The sequence below is a fragment of the Streptomyces sp. NPDC051664 genome, assembly GCF_044453545.1.
Classification (GTDB): Bacteria; Actinomycetota; Actinomycetes; order Streptomycetales; family Streptomycetaceae; genus Streptomyces.
Map to the genome: position 1 here is coordinate 1 of NZ_JBITCU010000014.1, position 15858 is coordinate 15858.

At 69.7% G+C, this 15858-nt stretch carries 8 protein-coding genes and 4 pseudogenes; 7 read left to right on the forward strand and 5 right to left on the reverse strand.

What is annotated here, in order from left to right; all coding sequences use genetic code 11:
• Window positions 1–371 precede the first annotated feature (371 nt).
• Both ACIA8E_RS24675 and ACIA8E_RS24680 read right to left on the reverse strand, forming a co-directional pair.
• Window positions 372–1187: an alpha/beta fold hydrolase gene (locus ACIA8E_RS24675; protein ID WP_399301491.1), complete on the reverse strand. Its 816-nt coding sequence runs from the start codon at window positions 1185–1187 to the stop codon at window positions 372–374.
• Window positions 1188–1293: 106 nt separating this feature from the next.
• Window positions 1294–1452: pseudogene (locus ACIA8E_RS24680) on the reverse strand (RNA-guided endonuclease TnpB family protein); the annotation flags it as partial.
• Between the two features lie 157 nt (window positions 1453–1609).
• Here ACIA8E_RS24680 and ACIA8E_RS24685 point away from each other — a divergent pair.
• The 5 genes and pseudogenes from ACIA8E_RS24685 to ACIA8E_RS24705 all read left to right on the forward strand — a co-directional run.
• On the forward strand, window positions 1610–2356 hold the full coding sequence (locus ACIA8E_RS24685; RefSeq protein WP_399301492.1) for a 4'-phosphopantetheinyl transferase family protein: 747 nt from the start codon (window positions 1610–1612) through the stop codon (window positions 2354–2356).
• Between the two features lie 47 nt (window positions 2357–2403).
• Window positions 2404–4044 carry a phosphoglucomutase (alpha-D-glucose-1,6-bisphosphate-dependent) gene (pgm, locus tag ACIA8E_RS24690; RefSeq protein WP_399301493.1) on the forward strand — a complete coding sequence of 547 codons (1641 nt, stop codon included), beginning with the start codon at window positions 2404–2406 and terminating at the stop codon, window positions 4042–4044.
• Between the two features lie 149 nt (window positions 4045–4193).
• The gene (locus ACIA8E_RS24695) at window positions 4194–6548 is read left to right on the forward strand and encodes an FHA domain-containing protein (protein ID WP_399301494.1); all 2355 of its coding nucleotides are present in this window, start codon (window positions 4194–4196) and stop codon (window positions 6546–6548) included.
• A 16-nt stretch (window positions 6549–6564) separates the two neighbouring features.
• Window positions 6565–7254, forward strand: a complete 690-nt coding sequence (locus ACIA8E_RS24700) for a hypothetical protein (protein ID WP_399301495.1) — start codon at window positions 6565–6567, stop codon at window positions 7252–7254.
• Window positions 7254–8279: pseudogene (locus ACIA8E_RS24705) on the forward strand (serine/threonine-protein kinase); the annotation flags it as partial. The gene ACIA8E_RS24700 and the pseudogene ACIA8E_RS24705, both read left to right, overlap by 1 nt.
• A gap of 35 nt (window positions 8280–8314) precedes the next feature.
• Here the strand turns inward: ACIA8E_RS24705 and ACIA8E_RS24710 are convergent.
• Both ACIA8E_RS24710 and ACIA8E_RS24715 read right to left on the reverse strand, forming a co-directional pair.
• Window positions 8315–9592, reverse strand: a complete 1278-nt coding sequence (locus ACIA8E_RS24710) for a streptophobe family protein (RefSeq protein WP_399301496.1) — start codon at window positions 9590–9592, stop codon at window positions 8315–8317.
• Between the two features lie 526 nt (window positions 9593–10118).
• Complete coding sequence (locus ACIA8E_RS24715; protein ID WP_399301497.1) at window positions 10119–13463, reverse strand: S8 family peptidase; 3345 nt, start codon at window positions 13461–13463, stop codon at window positions 10119–10121.
• 693 nt (window positions 13464–14156) lie between these two features.
• On the opposite strand from ACIA8E_RS24715, the gene ACIA8E_RS24720 reads away from it, so the two are divergent.
• Together ACIA8E_RS24720 and ACIA8E_RS24725 are read left to right on the forward strand one after the other, a co-directional pair.
• On the forward strand, window positions 14157–14678 hold the full coding sequence (locus ACIA8E_RS24720; RefSeq protein ID WP_399301498.1) for an ATP-binding protein: 522 nt from the start codon (window positions 14157–14159) through the stop codon (window positions 14676–14678).
• A 137-nt stretch (window positions 14679–14815) separates the two neighbouring features.
• Window positions 14816–15166, forward strand: a pseudogene (locus ACIA8E_RS24725) (transposase); the annotation flags it as partial.
• Here the strand turns inward: ACIA8E_RS24725 and ACIA8E_RS24730 are convergent.
• Window positions 15149–15808, reverse strand: a pseudogene (locus ACIA8E_RS24730) (rhamnogalacturonan lyase); the annotation flags it as partial. The pseudogenes ACIA8E_RS24725 and ACIA8E_RS24730 overlap by 18 nt on opposite strands.
• Window positions 15809–15858: the final 50 nt, after the last annotated feature.

A 15858-nucleotide genomic window follows, 5' to 3' on the forward strand; every position in this document is an offset into this window, starting at 1 on the left:
CGAATACGCCCAGTATGAGGACGCCCCTCCGCCTTGCGATGCACCGCATCTGACGCCGCGCGCTGATCCACCAGGGATTACGGGACAGCCCTTAGCGGGCGTGGTGTTCGAAGCTTCGTTCAGGCAGCGCAGCGGCCAGTTGAAGTACCGAGCGAATCGTTCGGTGGTCGTGAGTGTCCTAACGGTATGGCTCTGGCCGCCCACCTGGCGGGATGGGCGGGCCCGGTGTGGGTGTGGAGTCAGAGGGGTGGCGGCCTTGGCGGGGGTGCGCTTGCGGGCGCGGCTCGGCGTCGGCGGGGGCAGCCTGAGTAAGTGCGCGCCGCGCAGATCACGCGTACCCTCGCGGACCTCTCCCACTCCCCCTTCCGCGCTCAGCCGTTGTGGCGGGCCACGAACTCCTCGACCGTCCCGGCAATCAACGCAGGATCTTCCAGCGGCATGGCGTGACTGACTCCCGGCAGCACGCGGGTCTCGGAGTGCGGCAGCCAGGACGCGAGTTGAGCACTTCGCGCTCGGTGTGGCGTGCTGAGCCGCTCTCCCTCCCCGCCGACGACCAGCAGTACGGGAGCGGTGACGGTGGCCGCTTCCGCTGAGCCAAAGGACCATGCGGCGAAGGCGGCGCCCTCGGCGGTGAAGAAGTATTGGCTGCTCGCAACAGCCTCTTGCAGATCGTCCTCGCCGAGTTCGCGTACGAACACCTTTCGGAAATCCGGCCCGCTTACACCTCCGAGGAACAGGTCGAAGGCGTGCTCGTAGTCCCCCTCGCGCGCCGCCTCAACAGCGCGAGCCATCGCCGGGTTCTTCGGCTCGTCCGGCGCATAGGGGAACGCAGCCTCCAGCAGGACGAGCGAACGCACCAGGTCGGGCCGGGCGTGGGCGAGTTGCAGGGCGACGGAGGCGCCGGAGGAGTGGCCGACCACGTGAGCGTGCCGAAGGTCCGCTGCCTCCGTTACTCGTACGGCGTGCTGGGCGTGGGCAGCCACGCTGACACCTCTCGTCAGGTCCTTGCTCTGCCCGTAACCGGCCCGGTGCACGTTCAGCACGCGGTGCCCGTCCTCGACGAGGCGACGTCCCGCCGGGACCAACCACCCCGCAGAGAACGACCCGTGCAGCAGCAGCACGGCGTCACCCTCGCCTTCGTCAGTGAATGCGATCTGCGCGTCACCAACATCCAGACACTTCTCCACGGCTCTCCATGGCACGTCGTCACAAACGCCTGTGCCCAAGTCTCCGGGCACCCGTCCAAGATGCGCTTACCTACACATAACGCGGCGCGAGCGGTAAATATTCGACCTGACGCTCCGGGTCGTGCACCCGGATCTCCTTGAGCTGCGCGGACTGCACTGCGTACTTGATGCTCGTCTTCGACACGTGCCGGTAGGCGTCACGGCGTTTCTGCAAGGCACCGTTGTAGAGGGAGCAGTGATCGCGCAGCATCTCGCCCAGTGCGATCGCTGACCGTGATCCGCCAGTACATCGAAGGCCAGAAGCGGCCTATCTGAGCGTAACGACAGAGGCGGAGCGAACTCCGGCGCTTCGCGCCTCGGGGCTTAGAATGCGTTCTCCTCCCCGGCTGAAACCGGGGATACCCACGCAAGAACAGGGATGGATGACTCGACCTGTGCATCGGCCCAACGAGTTCGACCCGGAGGACGGCAGCAGGGGTGCGCTGCCGTCGTGGCCTGCCCGGATACCCGCCCTGTGGATCGTGGACGCCGTGCGGCACGGTGATCGTGCCGAGCAGCTCGCCCCCGGCATCCTCGACGCCGGGGAACAGCGGCGCGCCGAGAGCTTTGCCGCATCGGCCGACCGCCGCTGCTATGTCGCGGCCCATGTGGCGCTGCGGATACTGCTCGGTGCCCGGCTGGGCGTCGAACCCCGCGACGTACGGGTGGTCCGCGAGCCGTGCCCGTCCTGCGGTGGTCCGCACGGCCGGCCCGCGACCGACGGCGGGGTGCACTTCTCGCTCTCGCACAGCCGGGACCTGTCGCTGCTCGCGTTCGCCGCCGTCCCGCTGGGCGTCGATGTGGAGGCCGTACCGGGCAGTGAGGCCGCGGCGGAGGTCGGTGCGATGCTGCATCCGGCGGAGTCCCGGGAGCTGGCGGCGCTCCCTGCGTCGGACCGGCCCGTCGCCTTCGCCCGGGCCTGGACGCGCAAGGAGGCATATCTCAAGGGCGAGGGCATCGGGCTGGCCCGCGATCTCTCCCTCGACCATCTGGGCACCGGGCCCGTGCCGCGGCCCGGGCCCGCGGGCTGGACGGTCGCCGATGTGCTGGTTCCGGCCGGCTATGCGGCCGCGGTGGCCGTCCGTGCGGCGGGGCAGCCACCCGTCGCGGACGGCCACCGGCGAAAATGATCCGGCGGGCAGAGCAGGACGACCGACCGATACGGAGGAGTGGGCAGATGCCGCACGAACGAGCTGGACAGCAGGCGCGGCCGGAGGACCTCACCGATGTGGCCCGGCTGGTGACGGCGTATTACACGCTGCAACCCGATCCGGCCGAGGTGGACCAGCGGGTCGCGTTCGGCACCTCCGGCCACCGCGGTTCGTCGACGGCCACCGCGTTCAACGAGGACCACATCGCCGCGACCAGCCAGGCCATCAGCGAGTACCGGGCCTCGCAGGGCACGGACGGGCCGCTGTTCCTCGGGGCGGACACCCATGCGCTGTCGGAGCCCGCTCGGGTCACCGCCATCGAGGTGTTCGCCGCCAACGACGTGACGGTGCTGATCGACTCCGCCGACGGCTACACCCCGACCCCGGCGGTGTCGCACGCGATCCTCACCCACAACCGGGGCCGTACGTCGGGTCTCGCCGACGGTGTGGTGGTGACGCCGTCCCACAATCCGCCCGGCGACGGCGGGTTCAAGTACAACCCGCCGAACGGCGGCCCGGCCGGGTCCGAGGCGACCGGCTGGATCCAGGATCGGGCCAACGAAATCATCGCGGCCGGCATGAAGGACGTACGGCGGCTGCCGTACGTCCGCGCGCTGGCGGCGCCGACCACCTCGACGTACGACTTCCTCGGCAGCTACGTGACGGATCTGCCGTCCGTGCTCGACCTCGACGCGGTCCGTGCCGCCGGGGTACGGATCGGCGCGGACCCGCTGGGTGGCGCATCGGTCGCGTACTGGGGGCGCATCGCCGAACAGCACCGGCTCGATCTGACGGTCGTCAATCCGCTGACCGACCCCACCTGGCGGTTCATGTCGCTGGACTGGGACGGCAGGATCCGGATGGACTGCTCCTCGCCGTACGCGATGGCGTCGCTGATCGAGCAGCGCGACCGCTACCAGATCTCCACCGGCAACGACGCGGATGCCGACCGGCACGGCATCGTCACCCCGGACGCCGGGCTGATGAACCCGAACCACTACCTCTCGGTAGCCATCAACTACCTGTTCGCACACCGCGCACAGTGGCCGGCCGCGGCGGGCGTCGGCAAGACGCTGGTGTCGTCGGGAATGATCGACCGGGTCGCCGCCGATCTCGGACGGCAGCTGGTCGAGGTGCCGGTCGGTTTCAAGTGGTTCGTGGACGGGCTGGTCGACGGGTCGTTCGGGTTCGGCGGCGAGGAGTCGGCCGGTGCCTCGTTCCTGCGCCGTGACGGTTCGGTCTGGACGACCGACAAGGACGGCATCATCCTGGCGCTGTTGGCGTCGGAGATCCTCGCAGTGACGGAGAAGTCTCCGTCGGAGCAGTACGCGGCACTCACCGCGCGCTTCGGTGAGCCCGCGTACGCCCGCATCGACGCCCCCGCCGATCGCGAACAGAAGGCGGTACTCGCCAAGCTCTCGCCGGAGCAGATCACAGCCGACACACTGGCCGGCGAACCGGTCACGGCGGTGCTCACCTCGGCTCCGGGCAACGGCGCGCCGATCGGCGGCATCAAGGTGACCACGGAAAACGCCTGGTTCGCCGCCCGCCCCTCGGGCACCGAGGACGTCTACAAGATCTACGCGGAGTCGTTCCTGGGCTCCGATCACCTCGGCCGGGTGCAGGACGAGGCCAAGGCGGTCGTCTCGGCGGCCCTGGGCGCCTGAGCCGGTCGCGAAGGCAGAAAGAGCCGCCTCCCGTGACCTCGGCCGTCGCGGGAGGCGGCTCTGTGGTGAAGGGTGTACGTGCCGCTGCGTCGGGAAATGTCGGCGGTGACCCACAAGCACATAAAGGGGCCAATAGATAGAATTCGAGCATGGTAGACCGGCCTGTCACGTCGACCGCGCCCGAACTCGTGCTCGAAACCGATGCAGGACCCACGGTGATGAGTCCGAGCCGGGATTACCACGTCGGCCGCGACCCCCTGAGCGACATCGTCATCGACGACGTCCGGGTGTCGTGGCACCATGCGGTGCTCCGGCCGGTGGCCGACCACTGGTCCCTGGAGGACGAGAACAGCACGAACGGTACGTACACCGGGGGCAAGCGCATCCATGAGTCGGGCGTGGGCCCCGGCAGCGTCATCCGGTTCGGTCACCCCGCGGACGGGCCGTGCGCCGTTCTGGTCGGCCAAGAACCCCCGTCCCCCGCACTGCACCCGGCCGACCGCCCATCCGCCGTCTCCATGCCCGCGGCCACCGGCACGTTCCGGCAGCCGACCACCGTGCGGCCGCGGCCCGTCCATACCGTACGCATCGGCCGCAGCGCCGAAAACGACCTCGTCGTCGACGACCTGACCGTCTCGCACCGGCACGCCGAACTGCGGGCCCATCCGGACGGCACGTACGAGATCGTCGACCTCGGCTCGCACAACGGCACGTATCTCAACGGCCAGCTGGTCGGCCGCGCCCCGGTCGCCGCCGGTGACATCGTCGGCATCGGTCACTCCGAGTTCTCTCTGGTCGGCGACGTGCTGCAGGAGTTCGTCGACACCGGTGAGGTCTCGCTCGATGTGCAGGACCTGGCGGTCACCGTGGACGGGGGCCGCAAGACCCTGCTCGACGATGTCTCCTTCCCGGTGGGCGAGAAGTGTCTGCTCGGCGTGGTGGGTCCGAGCGGCTCCGGCAAATCCACCCTGCTCAACGCACTGACCGGCCTCCGGCCGGCCGACGAGGGCAGCGTCCTCTACGACGGCCGAGACCTCTACCACGACTACGCCGAGCTGCGCCATCGCATCGGGCTCGTCCCGCAGGACGACATCCTGCACTCCCAGCTGACCGTGCACCGCGCCCTCGGGTACGCCGCCGAACTCCGCTTCCCGCACGACACCCACCCGTCCGAACGCCGGGCCCGGGTCACCGAAGTGATAGGTGAGCTGGCTCTGGAAAAGCGGACGGAGCAGCCGATCCACAGCCTCTCCGGCGGCCAGCGCAAGCGCGTCAGCGTCGCGCTGGAGCTGCTGACGAAGCCGTCGCTGCTCTTCCTCGACGAGCCGACCTCGGGGCTCGACCCCGGCATGGACCGCTCGGTCATGCATATGCTCCGGGGGCTCGCCGACGACGGGCGTACGGTCATCGTCGTCACGCACAGCGTCCTCAGCCTCGATGTCTGCGACCGGCTGCTGGTGCTCGCCCCCGGCGGGAAGACCGCCTACTACGGGCCGCCGGACGATGCGCTCCCCTTCCTCGGGTTCGAGCAGTGGCCCGAGGCGTTCGAGGCGTTCGAGAACGACCGGGACCGGGACTGGTCGGCGGAGTACCGCGCGTCCCCGTTCCACCGGCAGTACATCGCGAACTCCACCGCGCAGCCCCGGCTGCCGCATGCCGCGGTCGCGCCGGTCGCCCCGCCGCCGAAGACCCGGAGCGGGGGCGCTCAGCTGCGGACGCTGGTCCGCCGGTACGCCGCCGCGCTGAGCGCCGACCGGACCTTCCTGGCCATCATGATCGCTCTGCCTTTCGTGATGGGCGCGATGACCCGGGCCCTGGCCGGCAGCCGGCTGACCCAGGACACGGCGATCAACGCGCTGCTGATCCTCTGCGTGGGCGCTGTGCTGACCGGCGCCGCCAATGCCGTACGGGAGCTGGTCAAGGAGCGGGCGATCTATCAGCGGGAGCGGGCCGTCGGGCTGTCCAGATCGGCGTATCTGATGTCCAAAGTGGTTGTCCTGGGCACCATTACGGTGCTGCAGGCCGTGGTCCTGACCCTCGTCGGCCTGGCGGGCGTCGATCTGAACGCCCCGGACGGCAAGGGCGTGCTCCTGCCACCGCTGGTCGAAATGACACTGGCCGTGGCCCTGTTGTCGTTCACGGCGATGATGCTCGGTCTGCTCGTCTCCGCACTGGTGCGCAAGGAGGAGGTCACCATGCCGCTGCTGGTGCTCCTCGCGATCATCCAGGTCGTCTTCTGCGGTGCGCTGCTGAAACTGCACGGCGTGCCCGGGCTCGAGCAGTTGGCGTGGCTGGTGCCGTCCCGGTGGGCACTCGCGGCGATGGGCGGGACCATCGGGCTCGGCAGGATCGTGCCGGGAAAGGTGAGCTCGGATCCGCTGTTCGACCACTCCGCGGCAGCGTGGCTGCTGAACATGGGGATGCTGGTGGTGCTGTCGGTCGTCTTCGGACTGGTGGTGGCGCGGCTGCTCCGCCGGCACGAGCCCGTCATCATGCGGAAGTAGCGGAGGCGGGGAGCCCATGGCGACACCGGAGTTCCGCCCCACACACGTGGTCCCCCCGGACGGGATGTCCGCCTGGGAGGCACCCGACATGTCCCGGCCGACCGAGCCGCTCGACCCACTGCTCCCCGTCCAGCTGGTCGGCCGGCGCGGCGACTGGGGGCGGATCCTCTGCGCGAACGGCTGGTCGGCATGGGTCGACGGCCGGCTGCTCGTCGCCGTACCGCACGGCCCGCCGGAGCCCGGACAGCCGCTCGCGCGCACCGCGGACCCCCGGCCGCTGATGGCGCAGGTCCAGGAGTCGCTGGCCCGGTACCGGGGCGCCGCGGAGGAGCTGGCCGAGGGCCGGATCGACGGGGAGGCCTTCCGCCGTCGTACCCAGGGGCTGCGGGTGGGCATGGTTGTCGACGGCGAGGCGGTGTGGCTGTACGACACCGAGCACGAGCGCTGGGTGTACTGCGAGGGGACGCAGCTGACTACGTACGCGGCCTCGGCCGGTCCGGGCCGCCCGATCGAGGCCCCTTTGCACTCCGGGACCGACGAGGTGCACACACCGGAACCTGAGCCGACGCAGATCGTCGACCCCCAGCGGCTGGCCGCCCACCGCCCGGCGGATACCGCCGATGCCGAGCCGACGCAGCTCCTGGGGTCCGCCGACGAGCCCGGGTCGGACACCGCGTATCCACCCATCCGGACGGGTGATGCATGATGTCCCCCGCCTCCGCGCCGGGCCACCCGTACTCGCCGGACCCGCATCAGGACACGGTGCCGCCCGTGGGCCGACCGTCCGATCTGCTCGGCAGGCAGATCGCGGGTTACCGGGTGGAGAGCGAGATCGGCCGCGGCGGCATGGCGGTCGTGTACCGCGCCAGGGATCTGCGGCTGGACCGGACGGTCGCGCTCAAGCTGCTCGCCCCCGAACTCGCCCGCAACGACACCTTCAGGAAGCGGTTCACCCATGAGTCGAGGGTGGCCGCCGCGATCGACCATCCGCATATCGTGCCGGTCTTCGAGGCCGGGGAGACCGAGGGCATCCTCTACATCGCGATGCGTTACGTCGCCGGCCAGGACCTGCGCGCCCTCATCGACCGTCAGGGACCGCTGCAGATCGCGGCGGCGATCCGGATCGCCGCGCAGGTGGCGTCCGCGCTCGACGCCGCACACGACCACGACCTGGTGCACCGGGACGTCAAACCCGGCAACATCCTGGTCACTGCGGGCACGGACAGCGACCACCCGGAGCATGTGTACCTCACGGACTTCGGGCTGACGAAGAAGTCACTGTCGCTGACCGGGTTCACCTCGGTGGGCCACTTCGTCGGCACGCTCGACTACGTGGCACCCGAGCAGATCTCCGGCCGTCCGGTGGACGGCCGGTGCGATGTCTACAGCCTGGCCTGTGTGGTCTTCGAGACGATGGCCGCCGTACCGCCGTTTCAGCGGGACGACGACATGGCGCTGTTGTGGGCCCATCAGTTCGACCCGCCGCCGCCGCTGACCGGCCGACGCCCCGATCTCCCGTCCGCCGTCGACGACGTCCTGGCGAAGGCCCTGGCCAAGAGACCTGACGACCGGTACGACTCCTGTCTGCAGTTCGTCGCCGCGCTGCGCTCGGCAGCGCGGAGCACGGTGCGGAAGGCCCGTCCGCCGACGCAGGTCGACCAGCGAATCGGTGCATGGGCCACCGGGCCCGAACCACCGCCCGCGCCGCCGCACTGGGCGCTTCCCGTATTCCCGGAGTTCGTACGCCCGACGGTGCTCGCGCCGCCTCAGCCTTCCGTCGGCACCTCTCCGCGCCGGTCGACCCTGGAGGCGAACAGACCGCCGAGGAAACCGGTGACCAGGCCCCAGAGGGCGGCGACAGCGAGTGCGGACCACCGTGGTCGCACCGTCAGCTCACCGCCGAGGCCGCCGCCGAGGTCTCCGATGCCGAGCAGCGACACGCCGTAGTGCGCGGAGACCCTCGCGACGAGACAGATGGTCAGCACGGTCAGGACGAGCGCCACCGCCATGTGTACGGCATGCTGCCAGGGCCGTATCCGGGCCGGTGAGCGGACCGCCATGAGGAACGCGGCAGCCACGGTCAGCACGGCGGCGACGACGACCAGCCACCACGCCCGTCCGTCCTGTTCGGCGAGCGTGGAGACATTGACCGTGGAGATGTCCGGCGTACGCAGTACGGAATCGAGCATCTGGGGCATCGGCAGCCCGAACGGGCCGTCCACCTTCCCCTCCCATGACGCGCCGAGCCCCAGCGTGTAGGCGAGCCAGACCAGGTTCGGCAGCCCCAGGAGGATCACGGCGAACGTGTCGGCCGGGTGCCCCCGGACCGCCAGGACGACGAGTGCGACCACCAGACCCACGACGACGCACCCCAGCAGCAGCGCGACCATCGCGTACGCGGCCGGGCGCACCGACTCCTGGAAGCGCAAGAAGCGGCCCGGGAGCGGGGCACTGCGCGATACGAGCAGGGCCAGGACGAGGATGCCGGCCAGCCAGATCAGGCCGAGTACGAGGGTGAGGGGGATGTCGGTCCGGAACCCGACCTTCGGGGAGACGCCCAGCAGGTCCGCGACGGCCGCCTCCGTCGCGTCGCGCACGGGAATGTCGAAGCTCGCTCTGGCCAGGACCGACAGGCCGATGAGGACCAGTGCCCACAGCACCGCCACCCGGGCGGCCCAGCCGGCGAGTTCGCGCGTGCCCGCGACGGCCCGGTGGCGCAGCGGCCGCAGAAATCCCGCGGCGATCACCAGGGCGCCGGCCAGGGTCACCGACAGCGGAAGCACCGAGAACTCCGCATGGGTCGTGGCGAGGTCCCCCGCGTTGCCCGAGAGCTCCACGGATCCGCCTGCCGCCATCACGACGACGGCCGCGACGACGCGCGGGAAGGCGCTGCCGGGCAGGCCGGCCGCGCCCGCCGCCCAGAGGCCGAGGGCGGCCGTGGCGACCATGACCACCAGCCCGGCGAGCACCGTCAGGAGGGCGTGACCCCAGCCGTGCGCGGGGCTCGGCGCACGGCTGCGGTCGCTGGATGCCTGTTGGCTCACGCTGCCACGCTAGGCAGGCGCGGGGCGGACCGCCCCTTGGGAGGGGCCGACAGCGTCAGCTTGCGAGGCGTGCCGTTCGCGCGCACACAATGAGCGCACACGGGAACAAAGGGGGACTGAGATCCTTACGTGGGGAGGAAGAGGCCGTGAGCAGCCAACCGCCGTCGCCCGACCGCCCGACAGGCCCCCCTTCCGGCCCACTGTCGGGCCCCACGCAACCGGCGTCCGTGCCGCCACCGCCCGGTACTCCGTCCGGCTCCGTCGGCGGGCACCGCCTCCCGGGACCGTGTCACCGGAGTCCTCTGCGATGGTCTCGGTCTCCGGGAACGAGTCCCCGGCCGGTTACTCGTCCGCCTGAGCGGCGCCGGTGACTTGTGGATGTGCCGTGCCGGGCACCCGGCGCGGCGGCCGCACCACGGCACCGATCCCTCCGCGCACGCGAACGGCCTGCCGGAACGGAGGACCGTCCCGGCAGGCCGCCTTGGATCACACGCCACTCACACGGAGTTCTCCGGCTGAGCGCCCGTCACTTCCCGTAGTACGCGTTGTAGATCGACACGGACGACTTGTTGCCCTTCTTGTCCGTGACATTGGCCCTGTAGGAGATCGACTTCCCCTTGGCCGGGTTCTTCACCGAGATCTTGCCCGACTTGACGGTGACCTTCTTCCAGGTCTTACCGGCGTCGTAACTGACGTACACCGTCAGCGACTTGAGGTTCGCACCGGCGGCGGCACCCAGCACCGTCACCGGAACGGACGCGGTCCTGCCCGCGGTGACCTTGCTGTCCAGGGTCACCGTGGGCGAGAAGCGCACCGTGGAGGCCGGCAGCTGTGCGACCGAAGAGGTCTTCTTCGACCGGAAGGTCCAGCTGGCGTCGATCCGGGAGGACGCCGACGCCACCTTCGCCGACCGCCTCACGGAGGTCGTGAGCCGGTACTCGGCATCACCGGAAGAGACCTTGAAGAAGCTCTGCCCGTCCAGTGCGTCCGCGTTCTCGGCGACCTTGGTGCCGTTGCGGTACAGCGACGTCTTCACCGAGGTGTAGGCGGACGAGCCGGCGTGGGTCTTGCCGTCGGCAAAGAGCGGCAGCGCACCGACGAGGTCGTTCCCCTCGCGGAACAGCCCGTACGACTTGTCCATCCTCGGGCCGAACACAGCCGTGTTGAAGGTCTTCCCGTAGCTCTTGCCCGCTGCGAAGGTCTGCGGTGCACCCAGCGTGTAGAACGCGTCGGTCACCGGGAAGCCGTCGGAGTCGACCCCGCTGTACTGCTCGAAGTCGAAGCTCCACTTCACCTTGTTCGCAGTCGAGAGATAGAGCGTGCGGGTGGCGGGGAGCTTCTGCTCCGACGAGACAGAGACGTTGGAGAACGATCCGGGCACGTAGCCCCACGGGGCGATCCCACCGGTCTTCCCGGCGGCGGACGCGCCGAGCCCGATCTTCACCTTGGCCAGCTGAGCAGTGGTGAACTTCTTGGTGTAGCCGGTCGCGACCTGCTTCACCGGCCCGCCGAGCACCACGTTGTAGCCGGTCGATGAGCCCTTGGTCCAGATACCGGACCAGAACTGGGACAGCGAGCCGTCGGTCACCTGCGCGCCCAGATGGGCGGTGCGGAACCCCTTGAACGAGTCGAGCCACCAGCCGAAGTCGTAGCCGCTCTGCTCGGTCTCGATCTGGATGTCAGCCGAAGCGAACTGCGACTTCGCGGCCGTGTCGGGCACCGTGATGTCCACCGGCTTCGTCTTCCGCGCGTCGAGCGTCACGGTGACGTCCTTGGTGACGCTCAGCTTCGGCTGGAAGATCCAGTCGGTGCCCTTGGCGAGGTCTGTCGGGTCCACGAAGATGCCGGCGTTGACCGCGTAACTCCCCTTGGGGACACGCACCTTCACCGTTCCGGTCGGTCCCGTCGGGTCCAGCCACACGTCCGCCACGTCCCCGCTGATACCGACGAGGCTCGTGTCGTAGAGCGCGGCGGACTTCCCCTGCCGGTCGAGATGCTTGAGCGTCACGGTGTACGACTCGGCCTCGCGCTCGACCGCGGCCGCGGTGCGGACGGTCTGGCCGCCGCCGCTGCCGGCGACATAGGCGGAGTAGCTGCCGTCCGCCGTGCCACCGAGCCTGGTGTCGACGGTCAGCGGTACCTCGGCGGTACCGCCCGCGGGGACGGTGACCTTGTCTGCGCCGAGGGTGAAGAAGCCGGCCGGCGCGGGCTTGCCCTTCGGGCCGGTGGCCGTCACCGCCAGGTCGAGGGTGACGTCCGTCGTACCGAGGTTGCGATACGTCACCTTCTTGGCGACCGGGGTGTCATCGGTGTGCGGCCACTGCTGCACCCCGAAGCCGACCGAAACCGGATCGGCCACGACACTCTGGCCGATGGCCCGGTCGACAGCGATCCGGCCCGAGCCCTGCTCGAACGGCGTGTACGCGCCCGGCTTCGTGGACGCCGTCAGCGCGCCCTTCAGCTCGGCGTACTTCCACTCCGGGTGCTCCTGCTTGAGCAGCGCCGCGGCGCCCGCCACGTGCGGGGTCGCCATCGACGTACCGGAGATCGTCAGATAGCCCGGCGGGTTCTGCCCGACCTCCTGGTCGATGACGGAACCGGGTGCGGCGGCGGCCGTGATGTCCACACCGGGTGCGGTCACATCGGGCTTGATCGCACCGTCGCCGATACGCGGACCGCGGCTGGAGAATTCGGCCAGCTTGTCGTTGTCGTCGACCGCGCCGACGGTCAGCGCGGCGTCCGCACTGCCCGGCGAGCCGACCGTGCCGGCCCCGCCCTCCCCCTCGTTGCCCGCCGCGATGGCGAACAGGACGCCCTTCTCCGCCGACAGCTTGTTCACTTCGGCTTCGAGCGGGTCGATCTCGGGGCTGTCGGCGCCGCCCAGACTCAGGTTGACGATGTCGGCGCCCTGCTCGGCCGCCCACTCCATGCCGGCCAGGATGCCGGAGTCCTCACCGTAGCCGCTGTCGTCGAGCACCTTGCCGTTCAGCAGCTTGGCATCCGGGGCTACGCCCTTGAACTTCCCGTCCGACTTGGCGCCCGTGCCGGCCGCGATGGACGCCACATGGGTGCCGTGCCCGAAGCGGTCGACCGCGTCGGCCGACGCGGAGAAGTTCTTCTCGGCGAGGATCTGGCCCTGGAGGTCGGGGTGGGTGGCGTCCACACCGGTGTCCAGGACAGCGATCTTGACGCCCTTGCCGGTGTAACCGGCCTGCCACGCGGCCGGCGCACCGATCTGGGGCACGCTCTTGTCGAGGCTCGCCCGACGCACCCCGTCCAGCCAGACCCGGTCGACACCGGAGGCCGTGGCGCGGTCGGCGCTGCCCGAGCGCTTGCTGGTGAGCGCCTGCCAGATGTCCTTGGCATCGTTCTTCGGGGTGGTCAGCGCGTCGGCGTTCAGCGATTTCAAGGTCCGGCGGACCTTCGTACCACCCGCTTCGCGGACCTCGGCCTTGGCTGCGGCGGCCTGCCCGCCCCGATACCCGACGATCAGTTTCAGGCCCGCCTTCTGGGCCTTGCGGTTCACCGCGCGGTTCAGCTCGGTGACGTCGAAGAGCCGCTCATCGAGCTTGCCGTCGGCGATCAGGCGCCGGGCGTCGATCGGAACGAGGAGCGTGTGCCCGTCGCGTATGCGCGTGGCCACGGGTATGTGTTCGCGCCCCTTGGCGGGCTCGAACGCCACGACACGGCCCTTGGCGCCCACGGAGACGCGGTCACCGGTGATGAGCGTGATCTGGTGCGGGGCCACGAACTGTGTGCCCGTGGCCCTCGCCTGCGTGCGATCCGCTGTCGCCACGGCCGGGGTGGTCATGCCCGCCGCGAGCGCCACGGCGGCTGCCGCGGCAAGGGTGGATACGCACGCACTCTTCACATGTCTGTGCAAGTCTCCCCCTGGAGATCAAGTGGTTCCTCACGAACCGCCAGTTCCGCGGGGTCACGCACAAGTCTCCGCACCCCCCGGTCGACGCATTATGACCGAGCGGCACCCGAACGCATGAACATTTCGGCGACACGCGTGCGGAGTTGACGGAAATACACCTATGGGTATGGAAAAGCACTCATGGTACGGAAACGGTCGGCCGTGGCGGTGTCGCCATCCCGCTGCTGATGAAGAAGCTCGGGTGCGGCGGCCGGTTGCACGCGGTGTTCTGTCTTCTCCGAGGAGCGCCGGGCGCCGTGGCGTAAGGCGGCAGAAACGTCCCAGGCTGCCGTGATCGCCGGAGCCGAGGCGACCGAACAGGGCCGGTATGCATAGGAGACGACCTCGAAGAAGGCGGTCCCGCATCCCCAGATGTCGGTCGAGGACTGACGCGCGTCCGCCCCGCTCCCGGGCGCTGTTCCGGGGGCGGGGCGGTTCGGTAGCTGCGCCCAGCCATAGGCGCGAATGTGATGAGTCCACGGTAGCGGGCCGGTATGACAACCGGCCCGGGCCAGAGGCCATGCGACTTTTCGAAATAGGTGACACCTGATCTTGTGGTTGATACCACCCCGGGAAACGCCGAAGCCATACCGGATTTCTGCTGTGCCCGTTCCCGCGGCCCGCACAGCGGTAGCGTCGGGTCCCATGATCGTATGGCTCAACGGCACCCACGGCGCAGGCAAGACGACGACCAGTGCACTTGTGCAGCAGCTGATCCCGGATTCACGGGTGTTCGACGCAGAGAAGGTCGGCGAGACACTCATGGACATCACGCCAGGGCTGCCCGGGACGGACAACTTCCAGCACTGGCCGCCGTGGCGGCCGCTCGTAGTCGAGACCGCCCGCCACGTACTCGACTACACCGGCGGCACACTGGTGATGCCCATGACTGTCCTGGTCGAGCAGTACTGGCGCGAGATCAGCACGGGCCTCGCCCAACATGCCATTCCGGTACGGCACTTCGTCCTCCACGCTGACCAGGACACCCTCCGCGGGCGCATCGAGGGGGACACTGTTCTTGGCCCCTCCCCCTTCCGTCTCAAATACCTCGAGCCCTACGCCGAGGCGGCCCGCACGTGGCTGCACGGCGAGGCCGAGGTCGTCGACACCACGCACCTCACGCCCGCCCAGGCCGCCCTGCAGATCGCAGAGGCCGTCAAGAGCTGAGGTCCGCCCGCCACGCGAGAACAGGCGCAGGTGGCAACGAAGAACGATCTTCCGGTGTCAAGCAGCGCGAATGCACTCGACCAGGAGCCGAGCTCAGCCCGGCACCACGGTGTCATCCACCCCGAGAAGTCGCAGGTCAGCTCACCCACCGCTCCTCCTGGACAGCCGCAGACGGAACCCTCCCCATCGTGGAAGGGACCGTGATCCGCCTGGCCATCGACCACTTGCCCAGCGGAGCAACCCCGAAGCCGGTCCGGCTGTGGTGGTCAGGCACCGACGCCCGCACCGCCGATGTCGACCGTCTCTGGTAGGCATACCTGCGGCGCTTCGACATCGAGCACACCTTCCGCCCGTTCAAGCAGACCCTCGGCTGGACCTGCCCGAAGATCCGCACCCCGGAAGCGGCCGACCGATGGACCTGGCTCATCCTCGCCGCCTACACCCAGCTCCGTCTCGGCCGCCCGCCGGCAGCCGATCTCCGACGACCGGCCCAGGTCCACCCGGCACAGCCGGGTGCCGTCGAGTCTGATGCCGTCGATGATCGTGTTGCCCGTGTAGCCCGACTGCGAGTTGTCCTTGGCGTTGGTGGGCTGCCATTTGAGTACGAAGTCGAGGGCACCGTCCCCGTCGAGGTCTCCGACGGACGCGTCGTCGGCCTCGTAGGTGTAGGCGACTCCGTCGGGCGTGGTGGAGCCCGCGGGCGGGCTGAGGGGCACGTCCTTGTACCCGGTGCGGAACTGGATGGCGTGCACCGAGTCGCTCTGCTCGACGCCGTCGACGACGGCGCGCACCGTGTAGTCGGCGGAGTTCGGCGCTCCGCCGTGGAAGTAGTTGGTCGAGCCGGTGACCGGCGAGGTGTTGACCTTGGTACCGGCCCGGTACACGTTGAACGCCACGTCGTCGGGGTCGGTGGCGAGCCAGCGCCAGCTGATGAGATTGCCGGTGTCGGTGTGCACGCTGACGACGCCGCGGTCCAGCGCCTCGGCCTGCCGGGCCGTCGCCGCCCGTGAGGTCTGGCCCCCCGCGACCGTGCCGGTGACAGCCAGCACACCGGCCGCCAGCGCGGTGACCAGCGGGTGCAGCCGCCCGGTGCGGCGTCTGCGGGAGGATCGGAGATGCGGGTGAGCCACGGTCTCCCGCCTTCCGTCCGGGGGCGGGTTACACAGATGCAGTCACCGCC

Bases quoted from the DNA above. Each gene is read 5' to 3' on its own strand.
- ACIA8E_RS24685 (WP_399301492.1), top strand. From the start codon at position 1,610: ATGACTCGACCTGTGCATCGGCCCAACGAGTTCGACCCGGAGGACGGC.
- pgm (WP_399301493.1), top strand. From the start codon at position 2,404: ATGCCGCACGAACGAGCTGGACAGCAGGCGCGGCCGGAGGACCTCACC.
- ACIA8E_RS24695 (WP_399301494.1), top strand. From the start codon at position 4,194: ATGGTAGACCGGCCTGTCACGTCGACCGCGCCCGAACTCGTGCTCGAA.
- ACIA8E_RS24700 (WP_399301495.1), top strand. From the start codon at position 6,565: ATGGCGACACCGGAGTTCCGCCCCACACACGTGGTCCCCCCGGACGGG.
- ACIA8E_RS24720 (WP_399301498.1), top strand. From the start codon at position 14,157: ATGATCGTATGGCTCAACGGCACCCACGGCGCAGGCAAGACGACGACC.